The sequence below is a fragment of the Actinomycetospora atypica genome (genome assembly GCF_042653685.1).
GTDB classification, from domain to species: Bacteria; Actinomycetota; Actinomycetes; order Mycobacteriales; family Pseudonocardiaceae; genus Actinomycetospora; species Actinomycetospora atypica.
The window spans coordinates 1-17156 of sequence record NZ_JBHSIV010000014.1 but is presented as its reverse complement, the minus strand read 5'-3'; the positions used below and the strand labels follow the sequence as shown (position 1 = coordinate 17156).

The window sequence follows — 17156 nt, the reverse complement described above, 5'->3', positions numbered from 1 at the left end:
CGCACCCTACGGCCCGATCGGAGAGGGCGACACTCCACCGGAGGGACGGGTGCGGCGATCCGCGGAGGCGACGAACCGGGCGGCGAGAATCCCCGCCAACGCCCCGAACAGGTGGGCCTGCCAGGACACCCCGGGCGTCCCCGGGATCACACCCCAGAGCACCCCGCCGTAGACCAGGAACAGCACGACGGCGAGCACGATCTGGCGGCCCGAGCGGGCGAAGAAGCCACGGAAGAGCAGGAACGCGAGCCAGCCGAAGATCACGCCGGACGCCCCGACCGTCACGCCGAACCCGGTCAGCCAGGTGAGGAAGCCGCCCAGCAGCCAGACGAGGGCGGTCACGGCCAGGAACTGTCCGAACCCGCCCGCGAGCACGAGGAAGCCGAGCACCACGAAGGGCACCGAGTTCGCGATCAGGTGCGCCCAGCCGGCGTGCAGGAGCGGCGCCCAGAGGATCCCCGACAGCCCGTCGATCTGCCGGGCGGCGATGCCGTCCTGGTCGAGCGCGCCGCCGAACACGAACTGGTCGGCGGCCTCGATCGCCCACAGCACGGCGAGGAACACGACCATCCCGGTGGCCGCCCGCATCGGGTGTGCCGGGAGGACCCGCGGCTTGACCGGAACGTCTGGCTTCGTCACGTCCCCGACGATACCGACGGGCGTGCCGGGCCAGGGTGAGGAATTCAGGCCCAGAGCTGGCCCTCGAGCCCCTCCGCGGCTTCCTCGAGCGTGCCGGTGTAGGCGCCGGTGGAGAGGTACTTCCACCCGCCGTCGCACACGATCATGACGATGTCGGCCTCGTCCTCGCCGCCCGCGGCCTTCTCGGCCTGGGCGAGCGCGGCGTGCAGGATGCCGCCGGTGGAGATGCCGGCGAAGATGCCCTCCTGCTCGACGAGCTGGCGGGTCCGGCGCAGCGCGTCGTAGGCGCCGACCGAGTAGCGGCCGGTGAGGACGTCGGGGTCGTAGAGCTCGGGGACGAAGCCCTCGGCCAGGTTGCGCAGCCCGTACACGAGCTCGCCGTAGCGCGGCTCGGCGGCGATGACCTGGCAGTCGGGCTTGTGCTCGCGCAGGTACCGGCCCGCGCCGACGAGCGTGCCCGTGGTGCCGAGACCGGCCACGAAGTGGGTGATCGTCGGCATGTCGCGCAGGATCTCCGGGCCGGTGCCCTCGTAGTGCGCGAGCGCGTTGGCCGGGTTGCCGTACTGGTAGAGCATGACCCAGTCGGGGTTCTGCGCGGCGATCTCCTTCGCCGTCGCGACCGCCTGGTTGGAGCCGCCGGCGGCCGGCGAGAAGATGATCTTCGCGCCGTACATCTCGAGGAGCTGGCGGCGCTCGGCCGACGTGTTCTCCGGCATCACGCACACGAGGTCGTAGCCCTTGAGCTTCGAGGCCATCGCGAGCGAGATGCCGGTGTTGCCCGACGTCGGCTCGAGGATCGTGCAGCCGGGTGTGAGGAGCCCGTCCTCCTCGGCCTTGGTGATCATCCGCAGCGCGGGGCGGTCCTTGATGGACCCCGTGGGGTTGCGGTCCTCGAGCTTCGCCCACAGCCGCACGTGCGGGGCCGGGGAGAACGAGGGCAGCCCGACGAGCGGGGTGTCCCCCAGGGCCTCGATGAGGGAGTCGTACCGCGCCATCGGGTGCTCCAGAGAGAAGAGATAGGACCCCGGGCCGGCATCGGCCCGGGGTGGTCCTCAGCGACCGCCGGCGACCGCGGGCAGGATCGTGACGGTGCCGCCGTCGGGCACCTGCGCGTCGAGGCCGCCGGCGAACCGGACGTCCTCGTCGTTCACGTAGACGTTGACGAAGCGGTGCAGCGCGCCGTCGGTCACGAGGCGGTCCTTGATGCCGGGGTTCTTGGCGTCGAGGTCCGCGATGACCTCCTGCAGGGTCGACCCGTCGGCCTTGACCTGCTTCTCGCCACCCGTGTGGGTGCGCAGGATCGTCGGGATCGAGACGGTGGCGGACACGGCTTTCCTCCAGGAGACGGCTTCGGTTGCTTCACCGACAGCGTCGCACGCCGTCGGGTTGTTCCGGGATCGTCAGGAACGGTCGGGCTCGTCGCCCGCACCCGTGTGGGAGAACATGTAGTTCTCGACGACCTGGACCTCGTCCTCGACGACCTCGCCCGCGTCGTCGAGGAGGAACGAGCGCAGGTCCCAGGGGCCGTCGGCCCCCTCGGGCAGCGCGACGATCGCGAAGTGCACCCCGGGCTGCAGGCCCATGAACTCGATGTCCTTGACCGAGGGGTAGGCCTCGGGCAGGCCGGTGTCGGTCAGGGGGCGGCGCGGTACGCGGGTGTGCGAGTGGAAGACCACCACGGTCTCCTCGTCGCGCGCGGTCGCGTCCTTGTAGACCTGGAACTGCTCGCGCGAGTCGAAGCGGTAGTCGCTGCCCTGGGACTCGTCGTCGGCGTTCGTCATGGGCACGTAGCGCTCGGGCCGGTCGCTCTCCTCCGGGCCCAGCAGCTGTCCGCACGCCTCGCGCGGGTGGTCGCGGCGGGCGTGCGCGACCATCTGCTCGACGAGGTCGGCACGAATCACCAGCACGGGTCCCACCCTACGGGGCGGCCCACGGTCGTGCTCCTAGTGCAGCAGCACGGTGACCAACGAGTCCTGCAACCAGGTCAACCAGTGGTAGACGGGCAGGTGGTCGGCGCGGGGGTCGTCGGGCGGGAGCTGTTCGGGCATGTCCTCGCTCACCTCGAGCGCGGTGCCCAGGGCGAGACGCACGTCGTTCACCGCGGCCAGCCACGACTCGGCCTGCGGGACGGTGAGCTCCACCCGTCCCCCGCCGGCGGGGCAGGAGGTCAGGACGACCGCGATCGCGTCGCGCTTGGCCGCGATGAGCTCGGGCTCGTGGACCGAGCGCATCGCCGCCGAGAGCGCCGCCCCGTCCGCACCGGCGCCACCCTCGGCGTCCGGACGGTGGAAGTCGGGCAGCAGCCGGGCGAGCACGGGGTCGTCGGGGGAGGTCGAGGGTCCGGTGCGGATGCCGGTCAGCTCGGCGAGCTCGTCGCGCGGGGTGGCCTCGTCGCGGCCGGAGAGCATGTCGTCGACCTGCCCGACGAGCCCCCGCAGCACCGACGCCTCGGGCGGGTCGAGCACGGCGACGTAGCGGGCACGGTCACCGCGGCCGTGCCGTTTCCAGGCGCGCACCGGCTACGACGACCGCTGCATCGTCGCCCACAGGCCCGCCGCGTGGAGCTTCGCGACGTCACCCTCGACCTTCTCGCGGCTTCCCGACGAGACCGTCGCGCGCCCTTTCTGGTGCACGTCCATCATCAGGGCGGTCGCCTTCTGCTTGTCGTAACCGAAGATCTTCTGGAGGACGTAGGTCACGTAGGACATGAGGTTGACCGGGTCGTTCCAGACGATGGTCTGCCACGGGGTGTCGGCGCCGACCAGCTCGTCGGGCAGGTTCTCGACGACCGGGGCCGGCTCCACGGGCGCGGAGAGGACGACGCGCATGTCCCCATCGTCTCAGTTCCGCCGGAACCGCTGCACCCTAGGCTGAGCGGATGACGAGCGGCACCGCGCTGATGACCGATCAGTACGAGCTCACGATGCTCGACGCGGCCCTGGCCGACGGCACGGCGCACCGCCGGTGCACCTTCGAGGTGTTCGCCCGCAGCCTCCCGCACGGCCGGCGCTACGGGGTGGTCGCCGGGATTCCGCGGGTCCTCGAGGCGCTCGGCCGCTTCTCCTTCGGCGACGCCGAGATCGCCGCGCTGCGCGCCACCGGGGCGCTCTCCGAGCGGGTGCTCGACCACCTCGCGGGCTACGCGTTCGCGGGCGACGTCGTCGGCTACCCCGAGGGCGAGCTCTACTTCCCGGGCTCGCCGATCCTCTCGGTCAGTGGGACGTTCGCCGAGGCCGTGGTGCTCGAGACCCTCGTCCTGTCGATCCTCAACCACGACTGCGCGATCGCCTCGGCCGCGGCCCGCATGACGACGGCCGCGGGCGGCCGGCGCCTCATCGAGATGGGGTCGCGGCGCACCCACGAGGAGGCCGCGGTCGCGGCCGCGCGCGCCGCCTACCTCGCCGGGTTCGCCGCCACCTCGAACCTCGAGGCCGCGGCCCGCCACGGCGTGCCCTCCACCGGGACCTCCGCGCACGCCTTCACGCTGCTGCACGACTCGGAGGAGGAGGCGTTCCGCGCGCAGGTCGACGCGCTCGGGGTGTCGACCACCCTGCTCGTGGACACCTACGACATCACCGCGGGCATCGAGACCGCCGTCCGCGTCGCGGGCCCGGAGCTCGGGGCGGTGCGGATCGACTCCGGCGACCTCGGCGTGATGGCCCAGCGGGCCCGGGCGCAGCTCGACGGGCTCGGCGCCGTGTCCACCCGGGTGGTGCTCTCGGGCGACCTCGACGAGCACGCGATCGCCGGCCTGCGCGCGGAGCCGGTCGACGCCTACGGGGTGGGGACGAGCGTGGTCACCGGCTCGGGCGCGCCCACCGCGGGCATGGTCTACAAGCTCGTCGAGGTCGAGGGCCGCCCGGTGGCGAAGCGGTCGTCGTCGAAGGAGTCCCGCGGCGGCGCGAAGTCCGCGGTGCGCCGGCACAAGCCGACGGGGACGGCGGTCGAGGAGGTCGTGCACCGGCGGGGCACGCCGGTGGAGATCGGCGAGCACGACCGCGTGGTGCCGGTCGACCTGGTGAAGGCGGGCGAGCCCGTGGCCGGGCTGCCCTCGCTGGACGAGGCCCGCGAGCACCTGCGCCGCAACCTCGTCGCGATCCCGTGGGAGGGCCTGAAGCTCTCGCGCGGGGAGCCGGCGGTCCCGACGACGTTCATCGACTGACCATGGCTGTCGACCGGGGAGACGTCGCTACCCTCGGCGCCATGGCGCGCGCGCTCGTGGTGGTGGACGTCCAGATCGACTTCTGCGAGGGCGGCTCGATGGGGGTGGCCGGCGGTGCGGCGACCGCCGCCGCGATCTCGTCGTACCTCGCCGACGAGGGCTCGCGGTACGCCCACGTGGTGGCGAGCCGGGACTACCACGAGGACCCGGGCGCGCACTTCTCCGCGACGCCCGACTTCGTCGACAGCTGGCCCCCGCACTGCCGGGTCGGGGAGGCGGGCGCGGCCTTCCACCCCGAGCTCGACGTCGCCCGCGTCGAGGAGGTCTTCTCGAAGGGCCGGTTCACCGCCGCCTATTCGGCGTTCGAGGGCACCTCGGCGGCCGGGGAGCGCCTCGTCGACTGGCTGCGCAACCGGGGCGTCGACGACGTCGACGTCTGCGGCATCGCGACCGATCACTGCGTGCGCGCGACCGCCCTCGACGCGGCGGACGCGGGGTTCCGGACGACGGTCCTGCTCGACCTGACGGCCGGGGTCGCGCCGGAGACCACCGAACGCGCCCACGCGACCATGCGCGAGGCCGGCATCACCCTCGCCCGGGCCTGATCTCCCCCGGGCCGTCCTCGGGCGCCTCGCGGGCGATCACCTCCAGCGAGTAGCGGTCGACGTGGTGGTTCCAGGTGGTCGACGTCGCCTCGAGCAGTACCCCGAGCTGCAGATCGGCGACGAACTCGACCTCGAGGACCTCCTCCCGGGCGATCCCCGAATACGCCTCCGGCTGCCGCAGGGAGGTGCGACCGGAGAGCCGCGGACGGTCGGGCGCGTCGTCGACGATCCGGACGTCGTCGAGCAGTCCCAGGAGACGGTGCGGGAGGACCAGCTCCTCCACCCAGTGCTCCGACCAGGCGGACCAGAGCGCGGTGGGCACGCGCGCGTCCCCGAGCTCGGCGTCCACCGGCGCCTGTCCCGGGTAGCCGAGCAGGAGCCGGTCACCGTCCCGCTCGTAGACCCCGCCGTCGTCCCGCGTCACCTGCCAGTGCTCCGGCCCGTCGACGACGAGCAGGCAACCGACCTCGACGGTCCCGGTGCGGGTCGGCCCGTCGTCGCGGAACGGCGAGTAGCGGAGCGGGATCTCCGCTGGTGGCGGGCCGGCGACGGTGGTCACGGTGGCCGACGCCCGGAAGCGGCCGCGTGTCGGCCTCGTGGCCGCGAGCACCAGACGTCCGAGCACGTCGGCTGCCGGTTCGATCACGTTGCTCCTCCTCCCGCGGGCGGCGTGCCCCGGTCAGGAGCACTGGATCTCCTGATCGTTCTGCTCGTAGGCGGAGGCCGAGTACGTCCCGTTCGGCAGGACGACGGTCCCGAAGGCCTCCGTCCGGTAGCGGTACCGGCTCCCCGGCTCGCAGGGCGCCGTCACCGTCTCACGATTGTTCTGCACGAAGGCGCCGGGAGGCTTCGTCGTGACCGGCGCCGACTCGCCGACCAGCTCCCAGCCCCAGAACCGCAGTCGGTAGGTCCTGCCCGAGACGGTGTTGGCCATCGCCGGGACCAGGCAGAAGCTCTCGATGCGCGTGTGGATCTCCTGGTACTGCCGGCTGAAGTGCGGTCGGTTCACCCGGACCCCGCAGTCCTCCGCGGCACCGGTGGCCGGGGCCGCCGAGGCGGTTCCCGGGACGAACGGGAGGAGGACGAGGGCGGCCAGGGCGACGGCGAGACGTCTCACGGTGCGGCTCCGGAGGTCGGGGACTCTTCACCTCCTCGGACTGCGCGCGGCTCGCCGCGGATCCCCGGATCACTCGGGTGGAGCAGCGGGTCGGCGGGCCCGATGCGCTCGGCGCGGCCCGGACGGGGTATGGACGGGCATGACCGACGACGGGCCGGTGCGCTCCCCGAGCCGCATGAACGCCCTCGAGGCGATGATGTGGCGCGCGGAGGTCGACCCGCGCCTGCGCTCGCCCGTGACGATCGTCGACGTGCTCGACCTGGAGCCCGACTGGGAGCGCGTGGTCGAGGCCCACGAGCAGGCCACCCGCTTCGTGCCCCGGCTGCGCGACCGAGTCCTCGAGCCGTGGTGGGGCTGGGGGCTGCCGGAGTGGTCGCCCGACCCGGGGTTCACGCTCTCCGACCACCTGGAGCGACGGCGGCTGGGCGGCACGGGCGGTCGTCGGGACCTGCTCGACCTCGCCGCCGCGTGGGCCTCCGCCCCGTTCGAGCGCGACCGGCCGCCGTGGGCGGCGATGCTGGTCACCGGCCTCGAGGACGGGCGCGCGGGCTACCTGCTGAAGATCCACCACAGCCTCGCCGACGGGCTCGGCCTCGTGCAGATCCTGAGGCTGCTGCACGGCTCGGAGCGCGACCCGGCCCGGGCGCGCCCGCTGCGGGCGGTGCCGGACCGCGACGGGCCCTCCCGGCTCGGGCTGACCGGCCGGCGGGCGGTCGGCCTGCTCGACGCGGCGCCGGGCGCGGTGCTCGCCGGGCTGGGGTGGGCGGCCGGGGCGGCGGAGCGCGTGGTCAGCGACCCGCTGGGCCGGACCCGGGACGGCGTGACGTTCCTGGCCTCGGCCGCCCGGGCGGCGGTCCCGCACCGGGTCCCGCCGTCACCCCTGCTGCGGGGGCGCTCCCTGGACCGACGGTTCCTGACCTGGGACGTCGACCTCGAGGAGCTCAAGCACGCCGGGCGGGCGGCGGGCGGCTCCCTCAACGACGCCTACCTGGCCGCGGTGCTCGGTGGGGTCGCCCGCTACCACGCGCGCTTCGGGGTGGTGCCCGAGAACGTCTCGGTCGGGATGCCGATGAACACGCGCGGGAGCGACGACGCCCTCGGCGGCAACCACTGGGCGGGGCTGCGCTTCGCCGCGCCGCTGCGTGAGACCGACCCGGCGGCCCGGATCCGTCTCGTGCGGGACGTCGTCGCCGACCTGCGCCGCGAGCGGGTGATGGACGGCCTCGGCCTCATCGCCCCGCTGCTCGCCTCCCTGCCGCCGGTCCTGCTCGCCCGGGTGCAGGGCGGCGCGACCCGGCGCAACGACCTGCAGGCCAGCAACATCCCCGGGCTCAGCCGTCCGGCGTTCATCGCGGGGGCGCAGATCGAGCGCAGCTACGCGTTCGGCCCGCTGCCGGGCGGGGCGGTGATGGTGGCGCTGATGTCGAACCGCGACACGTGCTGCATCGGGGCCACGGTCGACCCGGCGGCGGTCACCGAGCCCGACGTGTTCGCCGCGTGCCTGGACGAGGCGTTCGCCGAGGTGCTCGCCCTGGGCCGACCCGGACACCGGGCCTGACGCCTCAGCGCGGGAAGGGACCGTTCTCGGCGTCCAGCGCCGCCGCGACGGCGCGGTAGGTCGAGCCCTTCTCGGTGATCCGGGCGACGAGCGAGTCGCTGTCGACCTCCGCCTCGGCCACCATCTCGTCGCCGTCGGCCAGGCTGATGCGGGTGCGCTGGCCGAGGGGCTGCAGCCGGGCGCTGCTGCGCCCGTCGTGGAACACGGTGACTCCCCCGTCGTGGGAGAACTCCGGCGGCGGGGTGTCGCCCGCGTCCTGGCCCGCGGCCCGCTCGACGGCGGCACGCAGAGCGGACACGCGGTCGTCGGGGGACGTCGCGGAGGGCTCGTCGGGTCGCATGCCGGGACGGTACCCGTCGGGTCCGACGGGCTCGTCCGTCAACACGGGAGGTCGGCCCCCGCGTAGGCGTCCGACCAGGGCAGCCGCGCGGTGGAGACGGCGACCGGCCCCACCCGCGGGCCGCCGGCGAGCTCGGTGACGGACAGGCAGAACTGGACCCACATGTGGAGCTGGATCTCCTTGCCGACGCGCAGGTGGTCGAAGGCGAGGTCGGCCAGGCGGTCCCCGGCGCGCGACCAGGTCTCGATCTCGAAGGCCGGGCCCTGCGGGCCGTCGAGCACCCGGAACTCGATCTGGCCGGCCTCCAGGTGCTTGCGCAGCGTGGCGAACCGGAACGAGGTCGCGTCGCGGCGGATGACGCGGACCGGGCCGTCCCACGGGGCGGGCATGCGGACGCGGTACTCGTCGCCGGGCACCAGCTCGCCGACCCGGCCGCGGAGCTTGCGGAACGAGACGACCTCCGAGGGCGCCGCCCGGTCGAGGTCGGCGGTGATGCGGTCCATGACGACCTCGGCGGCGGTGCCGTCGGCCATGTCGACCCGGAAGAGCCGGTGGAACAGCGGACCGGACCCGTCGTCGAGGGTCTTGACCTCGTCGTCGAGCAGGTCGGCCGGCAGGCGCGGCGGCAGGTCGTCCTCGGTGCCCCCGTGCTCGCTGCGACGGACCTCCGAGCGCCACCACAGGTACCGCGCCGTGCTGACCGCCAGGCCGACGGGGAACATCGCGATGGTGTGGGCCCGCTGGAGCAGGGTCGGCTGCGGGGTGGGGGCGGTCCTGGTCATGACCTCACGGGTGCCCGGGTGTGTCCCGCACCGAACCCGAGGCTCACGATCGGGGCGAGACCTCGGCCACGGTCGCGGTGCTCTCCGCGGCGGTCCCCTGCGCGGGGACCTCGACGTCGGCCCGCGCCGCCTGCGCGGCGCGCTCCCGGACCGCGGCGGGCCCGGGGTCGACGAACTCCCCCGGCGCGGGCCCGGGGAGCCCGGCGGCGTGGTGGAGCCCGAGCATGTCGAGCAGCTCGCGGCAGTCGTCGACGCCGGTGCTGCGCGAGGCCACCACCCGGACCGCCCGGACGCGGGCGTCGGCCGCGGACGCCTCCTGCTCCTCGTAGACCCGCGCCACCCGCAGCTCGGTGGAGCTGAAGCGCGGACGCGCGTTCACGCGGCGCTGCCGGCGGCGAGCAGGTCCGAGGGCGAGCGTCGTTCGCCAGCGGTTTCCGCGCCCTTGAGCAGCTCCGCGGCCCGCTCGGGCGGCGTCTCCGGCGGGATGACCATCAGGCCGACGCGGGACCGGCCGGAGCCGCGCACGACGAGCCAGACGGTCGCCTCCTCGATCGACCGGAACCCCTCGAGGGGGATGCGGCCGTCCCGGGTGGCGAGGCGCCGGACGTCGACCGCGTCCCAGCCGGAGAGACCGAAGGCGACCCGCTCCACCCGCCCGGCGCGCTCCCCGACGGCCGCGAGCAGGGCGGGCAGCTCGACCGCCAGGTCGCGGCTGCGGGGCCACCAGGCACCGTCGACGAACCCGCTGCCGCTGTGCGAGCGGTCGCGCAGCGAGAGACGGACGTCGTCGGGCGTGACGGCGCCCGACGGAGGGTTCTGCAGATCGACTGGTCCCGACATCGTCGGCGCCCCGTCCCAGGCCGCCCGGCGGCCGGTATGGCAGTGAGTCGGGGACGGCCGACGTGAGCGCCGGGCTCGAACGCCCCGATGTGCGCAGCGTACGCGCCCCGGACCGACACCGAGCACACATCGGACACGTCACCCGAGGCTTCACCGGTGGTGCCAGCGGGCATCACGGGAGGAGAGACGCGTCGCCTCCTGGACCACGAACAGACCGTCGCCGGCCCGGCATCCGCCGGGACCGTCTGCACGACGATCAGGACCGGGGTAGCTCCGTGACCGCAGGGACCACCGTGACCGAGGGGACCTTCGCGGACCTCACGGCGCAGATCAAGCAGGCCGGGCTGCTCCAGCGGCGCCCCTGGGCCTACGCCGCGGTGTTCGCGAGCAACGCGGCGCTCGCCGCGGTGGGCATCGCCGCCTTCGTGCTGCTGGGCTCGTCGTGGTGGCAGCTGCTCACCGCCGTCTTCCTCGGCACGGTCTCCACCCAGCTCGCCTACATCGGCCACGACGCGGGCCACCGCCAGATCTTCGCGAGCCGCCGGGCGAACGACGTCGTGGGCTACCTGCACGGCGCCTTCGTCGGGATGAGCTACGGCGCGTGGGTCGACAAGCACAACCAGCACCACGCGTCGCCGAACCACGCCGACTCCGATCCCGACATCGACATCCCGGTGCTGGCGTTCAGCGTCGAGCAGGCCGCGTCCCGCCGCGGCATCGCCCGGTGGATCGTCGCGCACCAGTCGGTGATGTTCTTCCCGCTGCTGCTGCTCGAGGGCTGGTCCCTGCACGCGCTCGCCTTCTCGACGGCGCTCAAGGGCCAGGTCCGCCGCCCCGCCCTGGAGATCGGCCTGCTCCTCCTGCACGTGGCCGCCTACCTCACCGCGGTGTTCTGGGTGCTCTCCCCGCTGCAGGCCGTCGTCTTCATGCTCGTGCACCAGGGCGTCTGGGGTCTGACGATGGGGCTGGCGTTCGCGCCGAACCACAAGGGCATGCCGGTGATCCCGGCCGGCACCACCCTCGACCACCTGCACAAGCAGGTCCTCACCGCCCGGAACGTGCGCGGCGGACGGGTGCTGGGCTACCTGCTCGGCGGCCTCGAGCACCAGGTCGAGCACCACCTCTATCCGCGGATGCCGCGGCACAACCTGCACCGCGCCCGCGTGCTGGTCGAGGACTTCTGCCGGCGGTACGACCTGCCCTACACCCGCGTCGGGCCGATCGAGTCCTACGGCCAGGTCCTGCGGCACCTGCACGCGGTCTCGGCGCCGCTGCGCCGCCCCGCCTGACTCCGATCGGCGCAATCCCGGGGTGACCCGGAACCGTCGCACCGTCTCCGTACTCTGGTTCTCCGACGAGGGCCGGACGCGGGTCCGGACGCGGGCGGGGGTGCACCGATGGCGCAGCTGACGGATTCGGCTGTCGGCACGACCGCCCCCGTCGCCGATCTCCTGGCGGCGGCGGTGGAGGCCCTCGGGGGCGCGGAGCGGACCGGGCAGCAGGAGATGGCGGCCGCCGTCGAGCGGGCCCTGCGCACCGGCGAGCACCTCGCCGTGCAGGCCGGCACCGGCACCGGCAAGTCGCTCGCCTACCTCGTGCCCGCCATCCGCCACGCGCTCGAGGCCGACCAGACGGTGATCGTCTCCACCGCCACCATCGCGCTGCAGGCCCAGCTGGTCGACCGGGACCTCCCGCGCCTGACGAAGGCCCTCGAGCCCGTCCTGGGCCGGCGCCCGACCTTCGCGATCCTCAAGGGCCGGGGCAACTACCTGTGCCGGCACAAGATCGAGTCGGGGGCGCAGGCCGAGGACCCGGGCGACGAGCAGCTCTTCGACCCCTTCCAGGTCTCCGCCCTCGGCCGGCAGGTCACGCGGCTGCACGAGTGGGCCGAGGAGACGAAGACCGGGGACCGGGACGAGCTGGTGCCCGGCGTCACCGACCGCGCGTGGCGCCAGGTGAGCGTCACCGCGCGGGAGTGCCTCGGGGCGTCGCGCTGCCCCGTGGCCGAGGACTGCTTCTCCGAGCTCGCCCGGCACAAGGCCGGCGCCGCCGACGTCGTGGTCACCAACCACGCCCTGCTCGCCATCGACGCCATCGAGGGCCGGGCGGTGCTCCCGGAGCACGACGTCGTGGTGGTCGACGAGGCGCACAACCTCGTCGACCGGGTCACCTCCGTCGCCACCGGCGAGCTGACGGCCTCCGGGGTGAGCGCCGCCGCCCGCCGCTGCGCCAAGCTCGTCGACCAGACCCTGGCCGACCAGCTCCTCGACGCCGCCGAGGGCCTCGACGCCGTGCTGACCGACGCCCCGCTGGGGCGCTGGGAGGCGATCCCCGAGCCGGTCGGGCGCATGCTCTCGGCCGTCCGCAACGCGGCGTGGGCGGCGAAGCAGGCGCTCGGCCCGGAGCGGGAGAAGGGGGCCAAGGAGAACGACGCCGACGCGGCCGCCCGCCGGTTCGCCTCGGCGATGGTCGAGGAGGTCCACGACGTCGCGGGCCGCCTGCTCACGGCGTTCGACCGCGAGGACCCGGCCACGCGGCCCGACGTGGTGTGGCAGTCGGAGCGCGAGTTCAACTCCGTGACCTCCCGCGCCCTGCACGTGGCGCCGCTGTCGGTCGCGGGGCTCCTCGCCGCGCGGCTCTTCGGGCAGTCGACGGTGGTGCTGACCAGCGCGACCCTCGTGCTCGGCGGCTCGTTCGACGCCCTGGCCCGCCAGTGGGGCCTCCCGACGAAGGCGAAGGTGGAGGCTCCGCCCGACGACGGGGGCGGGCACGGCAACGACCCGGCCACCAACCTCGTCTGGCACGGCCTCGACGTCGGCTCGCCCTTCGCCCACGCCAAGGCCGGCATCCTCTACGTGGCGCGCCACCTCCCGCCGCCCGGCCGCGACGGCCTCTCCCCCGCGATGCTCGACGAGATCGACGGGCTGGTCCGCGCCGCCGGGGGCCGGGCGCTCGGGCTGTTCTCCTCCATGCGCGCGGCGAAGCAGGCCGCCGAGGACCTCCGCGGACGGTGGGACGGCACGGTGCTCTGCCAGGGCGAGGACTCGACGAACACCCTCGTCCAGAAGTTCGCGGCCGACACCGCCAGCGTGCTGTTCGGCACGATCTCGCTGTGGCAGGGCGTCGACGTGCCGGGCGAGTCGCTGCAGCTGGTGATGATCGACCGCATCCCGTTCCCCCGGCCCGACGACCCCCTCGTCGCGGCCCGGCAGCGGGCGGTCGACGCCCGTGGCGGCAACGGCTTCCTCACCGTGTCGGCCACCCACGCCGCGCTGCTGCTGGCCCAGGGCGCCGGGCGGCTCCTGCGCGGCACCGGCGACCGGGGCGTCGTCGCGATCCTCGACTCCCGGGTGGCGACGAAGCAGTACGGCGGCTTCCTGCGCGGGTCGCTGCCGCCGTTCTGGACGACCCAGGACCCGGCGGTGGTGCGCGGGGCGCTGGAGCGGCTGCGCGACGGCTAGAGCGTCGCCAGCAGGGCGTCGGCCAGCAGCCCGGCCGCGTGCGGCGCCCGGCGCAGGAACAGCTCGGGCTCGATGAGCTCGAGCTCCATCACCGCGGGCTCGCCGTCGAGGCGCACCAGGTCGACCCGGGCCGCGTGCACCGGGGCGGGTGAGCACGCCAGCGCCCGCTCGGCCACGGCGAGCTCCCGCGGGGTCGGCTCGTGGTCCTCGAGCCGGCCGCCGTGGCGCTCGTGCACGAGGAAGCCGCCGGCCACCGGGAACTTGCGCACCGCGTGCGACCACCGGTCGCCGAGCCGGACGAGCGACACCTCGCCCTCGGTGTCGATCGAGTCGACCGCGGGCTGCACCAGGACGTCGCCGTGCGCGGCGAGCTCGGCCAGCGTCGCGTCGAGCTCCGGCCCGAGGCCGCGGTGGGTCCCGCGCCCGCCGGCCGAGACCGCCGGCTTCACGACGACGCGCGAGGGCCCCAGGGGCCCGGGCTCCGTCCCGGCGGGGACGAGGCGCGTCGGCACCACGGGCACCCCGGCCTCCGCCAGCTCGACGAGGTAGCGCTTGTGGGAGTTCCACTCCAGCACCGCGAGCGGGTTCTGCAGCGCGGCGGAGCCGGCCACCCTCGCGGCCCAGGCGAGGAACTCGTCGCGCCGGTCGGTGTAGTCCCAGGTGGTCCGCACGACGACGAGGTCGGCGGTGCTCCAGCCGGCCACGTCGTCGGGGGCGTCCCACGGCTCGACGCGGGCCTGCGCCCCGCGCTCGGCCAGGGCGGCGACGAGGGGCTGGTTCTCCGCGTCGATGCGCTCCGAGCGCACGCGGGTGCTCGCGACGACGACGGTGGTCATGGTCGAGCTCCGATGCGCTGCGTCTCCGGCACGGCCGTCAGCCTGGCCGACGGACCTGCCCCAGGCACGTGACCGTGCCCGGCGCCACCTCGGTGAACCCGGCGTCGCGCACCGGCGCCACCCCGTGGCGCTCCCACGCCGCCCGCGGGTCGGCGAGCGCGGCGCACCAGGTGTCCCAGTCCTCGCGGGAGGCCGTCCGGACGACCGGGGCGGTCACGTCGTCGGGGTCGCCGCCGGTCCAGGCGACGACCGTCGCGAGGATCATGCTCGCGTGCCCCACCTGCGCGGCTGCCTTGCCGGTCGACTGCTCGACGTGGGGGTTGAGCCAGATCACCGGCCCGTCGTCGGGGACCGGGCCGGCGGGCTCGTCGGGAACGTCCGTCCCCCCGATCTGCAGCCGCCGGACCTCGTGCGGGACCTCGTCGACGGGCCCGGGCACCAGCGCCCGGACCAGGCCGGACACGGTGACGCCGGGGACGTCCTGCACCGCGCGCCAGTGCGAGGTCCGGGCGCGGCGGGCGAGCTTGCGGATGCGGCCCGCGCCCGCCCACGCGGCGACGGCGTCGAACCACTCCCCCTCGGGCGCGGAGCGCTCGTCGAGGCAGAGCGCCAGCGCTGCCGCCGCTGCCGCCTCCAGCAGGGCCGTGGCCGTGGCCGGCTCGTCGCGCTCGATGCGCAGGACGAGCGGCATCGCCCGCACGGGTGCGCCGTCCTCGTCGGGACGGTCCTCGTCGGGCACGGGGTCCTCCGCCACCCACGGGCAGACCCGCGAGGCGAGCGGCGCGAGGGCCTCCAGGCGCCTCCCGCCGACGTCAGAGGGGGACACGCCGGAGCAGACCCTCGGCGGCGTCGGCGACCTCGATCTCGTCGCGGGTCACCCCGAGCACGAACAGGACCGCGTCGAGGTAGGGGTACGACAGCGCGGTGTCGGCGGCGGCGGCCACCACCGGCTTGGCGTTGAACGCGATCCCGAGCCCGGCCGCGGCGAGCATGTCGAGGTCGTTCGCGCCGTCGCCGACCGCCACGGTCTGGTCGATCGGCACGTCGTGCTTGGCGGCGAAGTCGAGCAGGCACCGCGCCTTGCCGGCCCGGTCGACGACCTCGCCGACCACCCGGCCGGTGAGGTGCCCGTCGGCGATCTCCAGCTCGTTGGCCGCGGCGTAGTCGAGCCCGAGGTCGGCCACGAGGTAGTCGATGATCTGGGTGAACCCGCCGGAGACGACGCCGCAGCGGTACCCGAGGCGCTTGAGGGTCCGCACGGTGGTGCGGGCGCCCGGGGTCAGCTGGATCTTCATCGCGACGTCGTGGAGGCACGACGCCGGGAGCCCCTCGAGCGTGGCGACCCGCCGGTGCAGCGACGCCGCGAAGTCGATCTCGCCGCGCATGGCTGCCTCGGTGACCTCGCGGACCTCGGCCTCGCGCCCGGCGTGCGCGGCGAGCATCTCGATGACCTCGCCCTGCACGAGCGTGGAGTCGACGTCGAACACGATGAGGCGCTTCGCGCGCTGGGCGATGCCCACGCGCTGCACGGCGACGTCGACCCCGGCCCGCTGCGAGGCCCCGATGAGGGCCTGGCGCAGGACCGCGTCGGGCGGCGGGGAGAGGCGCGGGACCGAGATCCGCAGCTCCAGCCCGGTCACCGGGTAGTCGGCGACCCGCCGGACCCGGTCGATGTTGACCCGCTGGGCCGCGAGCGTGCGGGCGACCTCCGCGAAATCGGCCGCGGTGATGGGCCGGCCGAGCACCGACACGACGTGTGTGGAGTAGGGGTGCACGGACGACGCGTCGCCGCCGGTCTCGACCGTGACGGCCAGCCCGAGGGACGGGATCGCGACGTCGAGGCTCGCCGCGAGCCGGTGGGGGTCACCCGTGACCCCCACCAGCACCGACAGCGTGAGGTGCCCGTGGATCGTCGCCTGTTGGACGTCGAGCATCTCCGCACCGTGCTCGGCGAGCACGGTGAACAACGTGGCCGAGACGCCCGGGAAGTCGGGACCGGTGACCGTGACGAGCAGTGTCGTCCGCGGACCGGCCGGCTCCCCGGGCCCGGCGAGGGTGAGATCGTCCTCGGTCGGCCGGCTCACTTGTTCCGGGGGTCGCTACCGGGGAGGTTCTCCTGGCCGACCTTGCCGGTCGCCGCCTCGCCGATGCTGCTCGAGGAGCCCACGTGGGCCTCGAGCCGGATGCGCTCGGTGAGGTGCGGGTAGTGCAGCTCGAACGCCGGACGCTCCGAACGGATCCGGGGCAGCTCGGTGAAGTTGTGCCGCGGCGGCGGGCACGAGGTGGCCCACTCCAGGGAGTTGCCGTGGCCCCACGGGTCGTCGACCTCGACCGGACGCCCGTAGCGGTAGCTGGCGAACACGTTCCAGATGAACGGCAGCGTGCTCGCGCCGAGGATGAACGCCCCGACCGACGAGATCGTGTTCAGCGTGGTGAACCCGTCCGACGGGAGGTAGTCGGCGTACCGACGCGGCATGCCCTCGTTGCCCAGCCAGTGCTGCACCAGGAACGTGGTGTGGAAGCCGACGAACGTGGCCCAGAAGTGGAACTTGCCCAGGCGCTCGTTCATCATGCGGCCGGTCATCTTCGGGAACCAGAAGTAGATGCCGGCGTAGGTCGCGAACACGATCGTCCCGAAGAGGACGTAGTGGAAGTGCGCGACCACGAAGTACGAGTCCGAGACGTGGAAGTCCAGCGGCGGGGCCGCGAGCAGCACGCCGGTGAGGCCACCGAAGAGGAACGTCACCAGGAAGCCGACCGAGAACAGCATCGGCGTCTCGAACGTCAGCTGCCCCTTCCACATCGTGCCGATCCAG

The 17156-nt window shown here is 74.1% G+C and carries 21 protein-coding genes; 5 read left to right on the top strand and 16 right to left on the bottom strand.

Annotated features, from left to right (window positions below; all coding sequences use genetic code 11):
• Positions 1-6: 6 nt before the first annotated feature.
• The 6 genes from ACFPBZ_RS14715 to clpS form a co-directional block, all read right to left on the bottom strand.
• Entirely contained in the window at positions 7-639 is a 633-nt protein-coding gene (locus ACFPBZ_RS14715) for a rhomboid family intramembrane serine protease (RefSeq protein ID WP_378036820.1), read from the bottom strand.
• Positions 640-683: 44 nt separating this feature from the next.
• Positions 684-1634, bottom strand: coding sequence for a PLP-dependent cysteine synthase family protein (locus tag ACFPBZ_RS14710; RefSeq protein ID WP_378036819.1), 951 nt, complete (start codon positions 1632-1634; stop codon positions 684-686).
• A gap of 57 nt (positions 1635-1691) precedes the next feature.
• Positions 1692-1967 carry a MoaD/ThiS family protein gene (locus ACFPBZ_RS14705; RefSeq protein ID WP_378036818.1) on the bottom strand — a complete coding sequence of 92 codons (276 nt, stop codon included), beginning with the start codon at positions 1965-1967 and terminating at the stop codon, positions 1692-1694.
• A gap of 72 nt (positions 1968-2039) precedes the next feature.
• Positions 2040-2546, bottom strand: a complete 507-nt coding sequence (locus tag ACFPBZ_RS14700; protein WP_378036817.1) for a M67 family metallopeptidase — start codon at positions 2544-2546, stop codon at positions 2040-2042.
• A gap of 36 nt (positions 2547-2582) precedes the next feature.
• A complete protein-coding gene (locus ACFPBZ_RS14695; protein WP_378036816.1) occupies positions 2583-3155 on the bottom strand; it encodes a DUF2017 domain-containing protein in 573 nt (190 codons plus the stop codon).
• 3 nt (positions 3156-3158) lie between these two features.
• On the bottom strand, positions 3159-3467 hold the full coding sequence (gene clpS / locus ACFPBZ_RS14690; RefSeq protein ID WP_378036815.1) for an ATP-dependent Clp protease adapter ClpS: 309 nt from the start codon (positions 3465-3467) through the stop codon (positions 3159-3161).
• A gap of 50 nt (positions 3468-3517) precedes the next feature.
• On the opposite strand from clpS, the gene ACFPBZ_RS14685 reads away from it, so the two are divergent.
• Entirely contained in the window at positions 3518-4801 is a 1284-nt protein-coding gene (locus ACFPBZ_RS14685) for a nicotinate phosphoribosyltransferase (protein WP_378036814.1), read from the top strand.
• A gap of 41 nt (positions 4802-4842) precedes the next feature.
• Complete coding sequence (locus ACFPBZ_RS14680; RefSeq protein ID WP_378036813.1) at positions 4843-5406, top strand: isochorismatase family protein; 564 nt, start codon at positions 4843-4845, stop codon at positions 5404-5406.
• Here the strand turns inward: ACFPBZ_RS14680 and ACFPBZ_RS14675 are convergent.
• Together ACFPBZ_RS14675 and ACFPBZ_RS14670 are read right to left on the bottom strand one after the other, a co-directional pair.
• Positions 5387-6052 (bottom strand): hypothetical protein, encoded by a 666-nt coding sequence (locus ACFPBZ_RS14675; RefSeq protein ID WP_378036812.1) that lies wholly within the window; start codon positions 6050-6052, stop codon positions 5387-5389. The two genes, ACFPBZ_RS14680 and ACFPBZ_RS14675, sit on opposite strands and share 20 nt — an antisense overlap.
• 33 nt (positions 6053-6085) lie before the next feature.
• Positions 6086-6523, bottom strand: coding sequence for a hypothetical protein (locus tag ACFPBZ_RS14670; RefSeq protein ID WP_378036811.1), 438 nt, complete (start codon positions 6521-6523; stop codon positions 6086-6088).
• A 139-nt stretch (positions 6524-6662) separates the two neighbouring features.
• Between ACFPBZ_RS14670 and ACFPBZ_RS14665 the strand changes: the two genes are divergently transcribed.
• Positions 6663-8081, top strand: coding sequence for a wax ester/triacylglycerol synthase domain-containing protein (locus ACFPBZ_RS14665; protein WP_378036810.1), 1419 nt, complete (start codon positions 6663-6665; stop codon positions 8079-8081).
• Between the two features lie 4 nt (positions 8082-8085).
• Here ACFPBZ_RS14665 and ACFPBZ_RS14660 read toward each other — a convergent pair whose 3' ends face one another.
• The 4 genes from ACFPBZ_RS14660 to ACFPBZ_RS14645 are packed head-to-tail and all read right to left on the bottom strand — an operon-like array spanning position 8086 to position 10043.
• Positions 8086-8421, bottom strand: a complete 336-nt coding sequence (locus ACFPBZ_RS14660; RefSeq protein ID WP_378036809.1) for a hypothetical protein — start codon at positions 8419-8421, stop codon at positions 8086-8088.
• A gap of 38 nt (positions 8422-8459) precedes the next feature.
• Positions 8460-9203 carry a DUF1990 family protein gene (locus ACFPBZ_RS14655; RefSeq protein ID WP_378036808.1) on the bottom strand — a complete coding sequence of 248 codons (744 nt, stop codon included), beginning with the start codon at positions 9201-9203 and terminating at the stop codon, positions 8460-8462.
• 43 nt (positions 9204-9246) lie between these two features.
• The gene (locus ACFPBZ_RS14650; RefSeq protein WP_378036807.1) at positions 9247-9582 is read right to left on the bottom strand and encodes a hypothetical protein; all 336 of its coding nucleotides are present in this window, start codon (positions 9580-9582) and stop codon (positions 9247-9249) included.
• Complete coding sequence (locus tag ACFPBZ_RS14645) at positions 9579-10043, bottom strand: DUF5994 family protein (protein WP_378036806.1); 465 nt, start codon at positions 10041-10043, stop codon at positions 9579-9581. Before ACFPBZ_RS14645 ends, ACFPBZ_RS14650 begins: the two co-directional genes overlap by 4 nt.
• A 275-nt stretch (positions 10044-10318) precedes the next feature.
• Here ACFPBZ_RS14645 and ACFPBZ_RS14640 point away from each other — a divergent pair, with 275 nt between their 5' ends.
• Together ACFPBZ_RS14640 and ACFPBZ_RS14635 are read left to right on the top strand one after the other, a co-directional pair.
• Positions 10319-11332: a fatty acid desaturase family protein gene (locus ACFPBZ_RS14640; protein ID WP_378036805.1), complete on the top strand. Its 1014-nt coding sequence runs from the start codon at positions 10319-10321 to the stop codon at positions 11330-11332.
• 108 nt (positions 11333-11440) lie between these two features.
• Positions 11441-13504, top strand: coding sequence for an ATP-dependent DNA helicase (locus tag ACFPBZ_RS14635; RefSeq protein ID WP_378036804.1), 2064 nt, complete (start codon positions 11441-11443; stop codon positions 13502-13504).
• Here ACFPBZ_RS14635 and ACFPBZ_RS14630 read toward each other — a convergent pair.
• From ACFPBZ_RS14630 to ACFPBZ_RS14615, 4 genes are all read right to left on the bottom strand, one after another.
• A complete protein-coding gene (locus ACFPBZ_RS14630; protein WP_378036803.1) occupies positions 13501-14340 on the bottom strand; it encodes an ATP-grasp domain-containing protein in 840 nt (279 codons plus the stop codon). The two genes, ACFPBZ_RS14635 and ACFPBZ_RS14630, sit on opposite strands and share 4 nt — an antisense overlap.
• 37 nt (positions 14341-14377) lie before the next feature.
• Positions 14378-15136 (bottom strand): peptidyl-tRNA hydrolase, encoded by a 759-nt coding sequence (locus ACFPBZ_RS14625; protein WP_378036920.1) that lies wholly within the window; start codon positions 15134-15136, stop codon positions 14378-14380.
• 16 nt (positions 15137-15152) lie between these two features.
• Complete coding sequence (gene serB / locus ACFPBZ_RS14620) at positions 15153-16424, bottom strand: phosphoserine phosphatase SerB (RefSeq protein ID WP_378036802.1); 1272 nt, start codon at positions 16422-16424, stop codon at positions 15153-15155.
• Positions 16421-17156, bottom strand: a 736-nt coding sequence (locus ACFPBZ_RS14615) for a cytochrome c oxidase subunit I (protein ID WP_378036801.1), incomplete at its 5' end; no start/stop codon positions are given. The genes serB and ACFPBZ_RS14615, both read right to left, overlap by 4 nt.

Coding starts and splice junctions, on each gene's coding strand:
- ACFPBZ_RS14645 (WP_378036806.1), bottom strand. CDS start 10,043: ATGTCGGGACCAGTCGATCTGCAGAACCCTCCGTCGGGCGCCGTCACG.
- ACFPBZ_RS14660 (WP_378036809.1), bottom strand. CDS start 8,421: ATGCGACCCGACGAGCCCTCCGCGACGTCCCCCGACGACCGCGTGTCC.
- ACFPBZ_RS14685 (WP_378036814.1), top strand. CDS start 3,518: ATGACGAGCGGCACCGCGCTGATGACCGATCAGTACGAGCTCACGATG.
- ACFPBZ_RS14655 (WP_378036808.1), bottom strand. CDS start 9,203: ATGACCAGGACCGCCCCCACCCCGCAGCCGACCCTGCTCCAGCGGGCC.
- ACFPBZ_RS14680 (WP_378036813.1), top strand. CDS start 4,843: ATGGCGCGCGCGCTCGTGGTGGTGGACGTCCAGATCGACTTCTGCGAG.
- ACFPBZ_RS14710 (WP_378036819.1), bottom strand. CDS start 1,634: ATGGCGCGGTACGACTCCCTCATCGAGGCCCTGGGGGACACCCCGCTC.
- ACFPBZ_RS14630 (WP_378036803.1), bottom strand. CDS start 14,340: ATGACCACCGTCGTCGTCGCGAGCACCCGCGTGCGCTCGGAGCGCATC.
- ACFPBZ_RS14665 (WP_378036810.1), top strand. CDS start 6,663: ATGACCGACGACGGGCCGGTGCGCTCCCCGAGCCGCATGAACGCCCTC.
- ACFPBZ_RS14635 (WP_378036804.1), top strand. CDS start 11,441: ATGGCGCAGCTGACGGATTCGGCTGTCGGCACGACCGCCCCCGTCGCC.
- clpS (WP_378036815.1), bottom strand. CDS start 3,467: ATGCGCGTCGTCCTCTCCGCGCCCGTGGAGCCGGCCCCGGTCGTCGAG.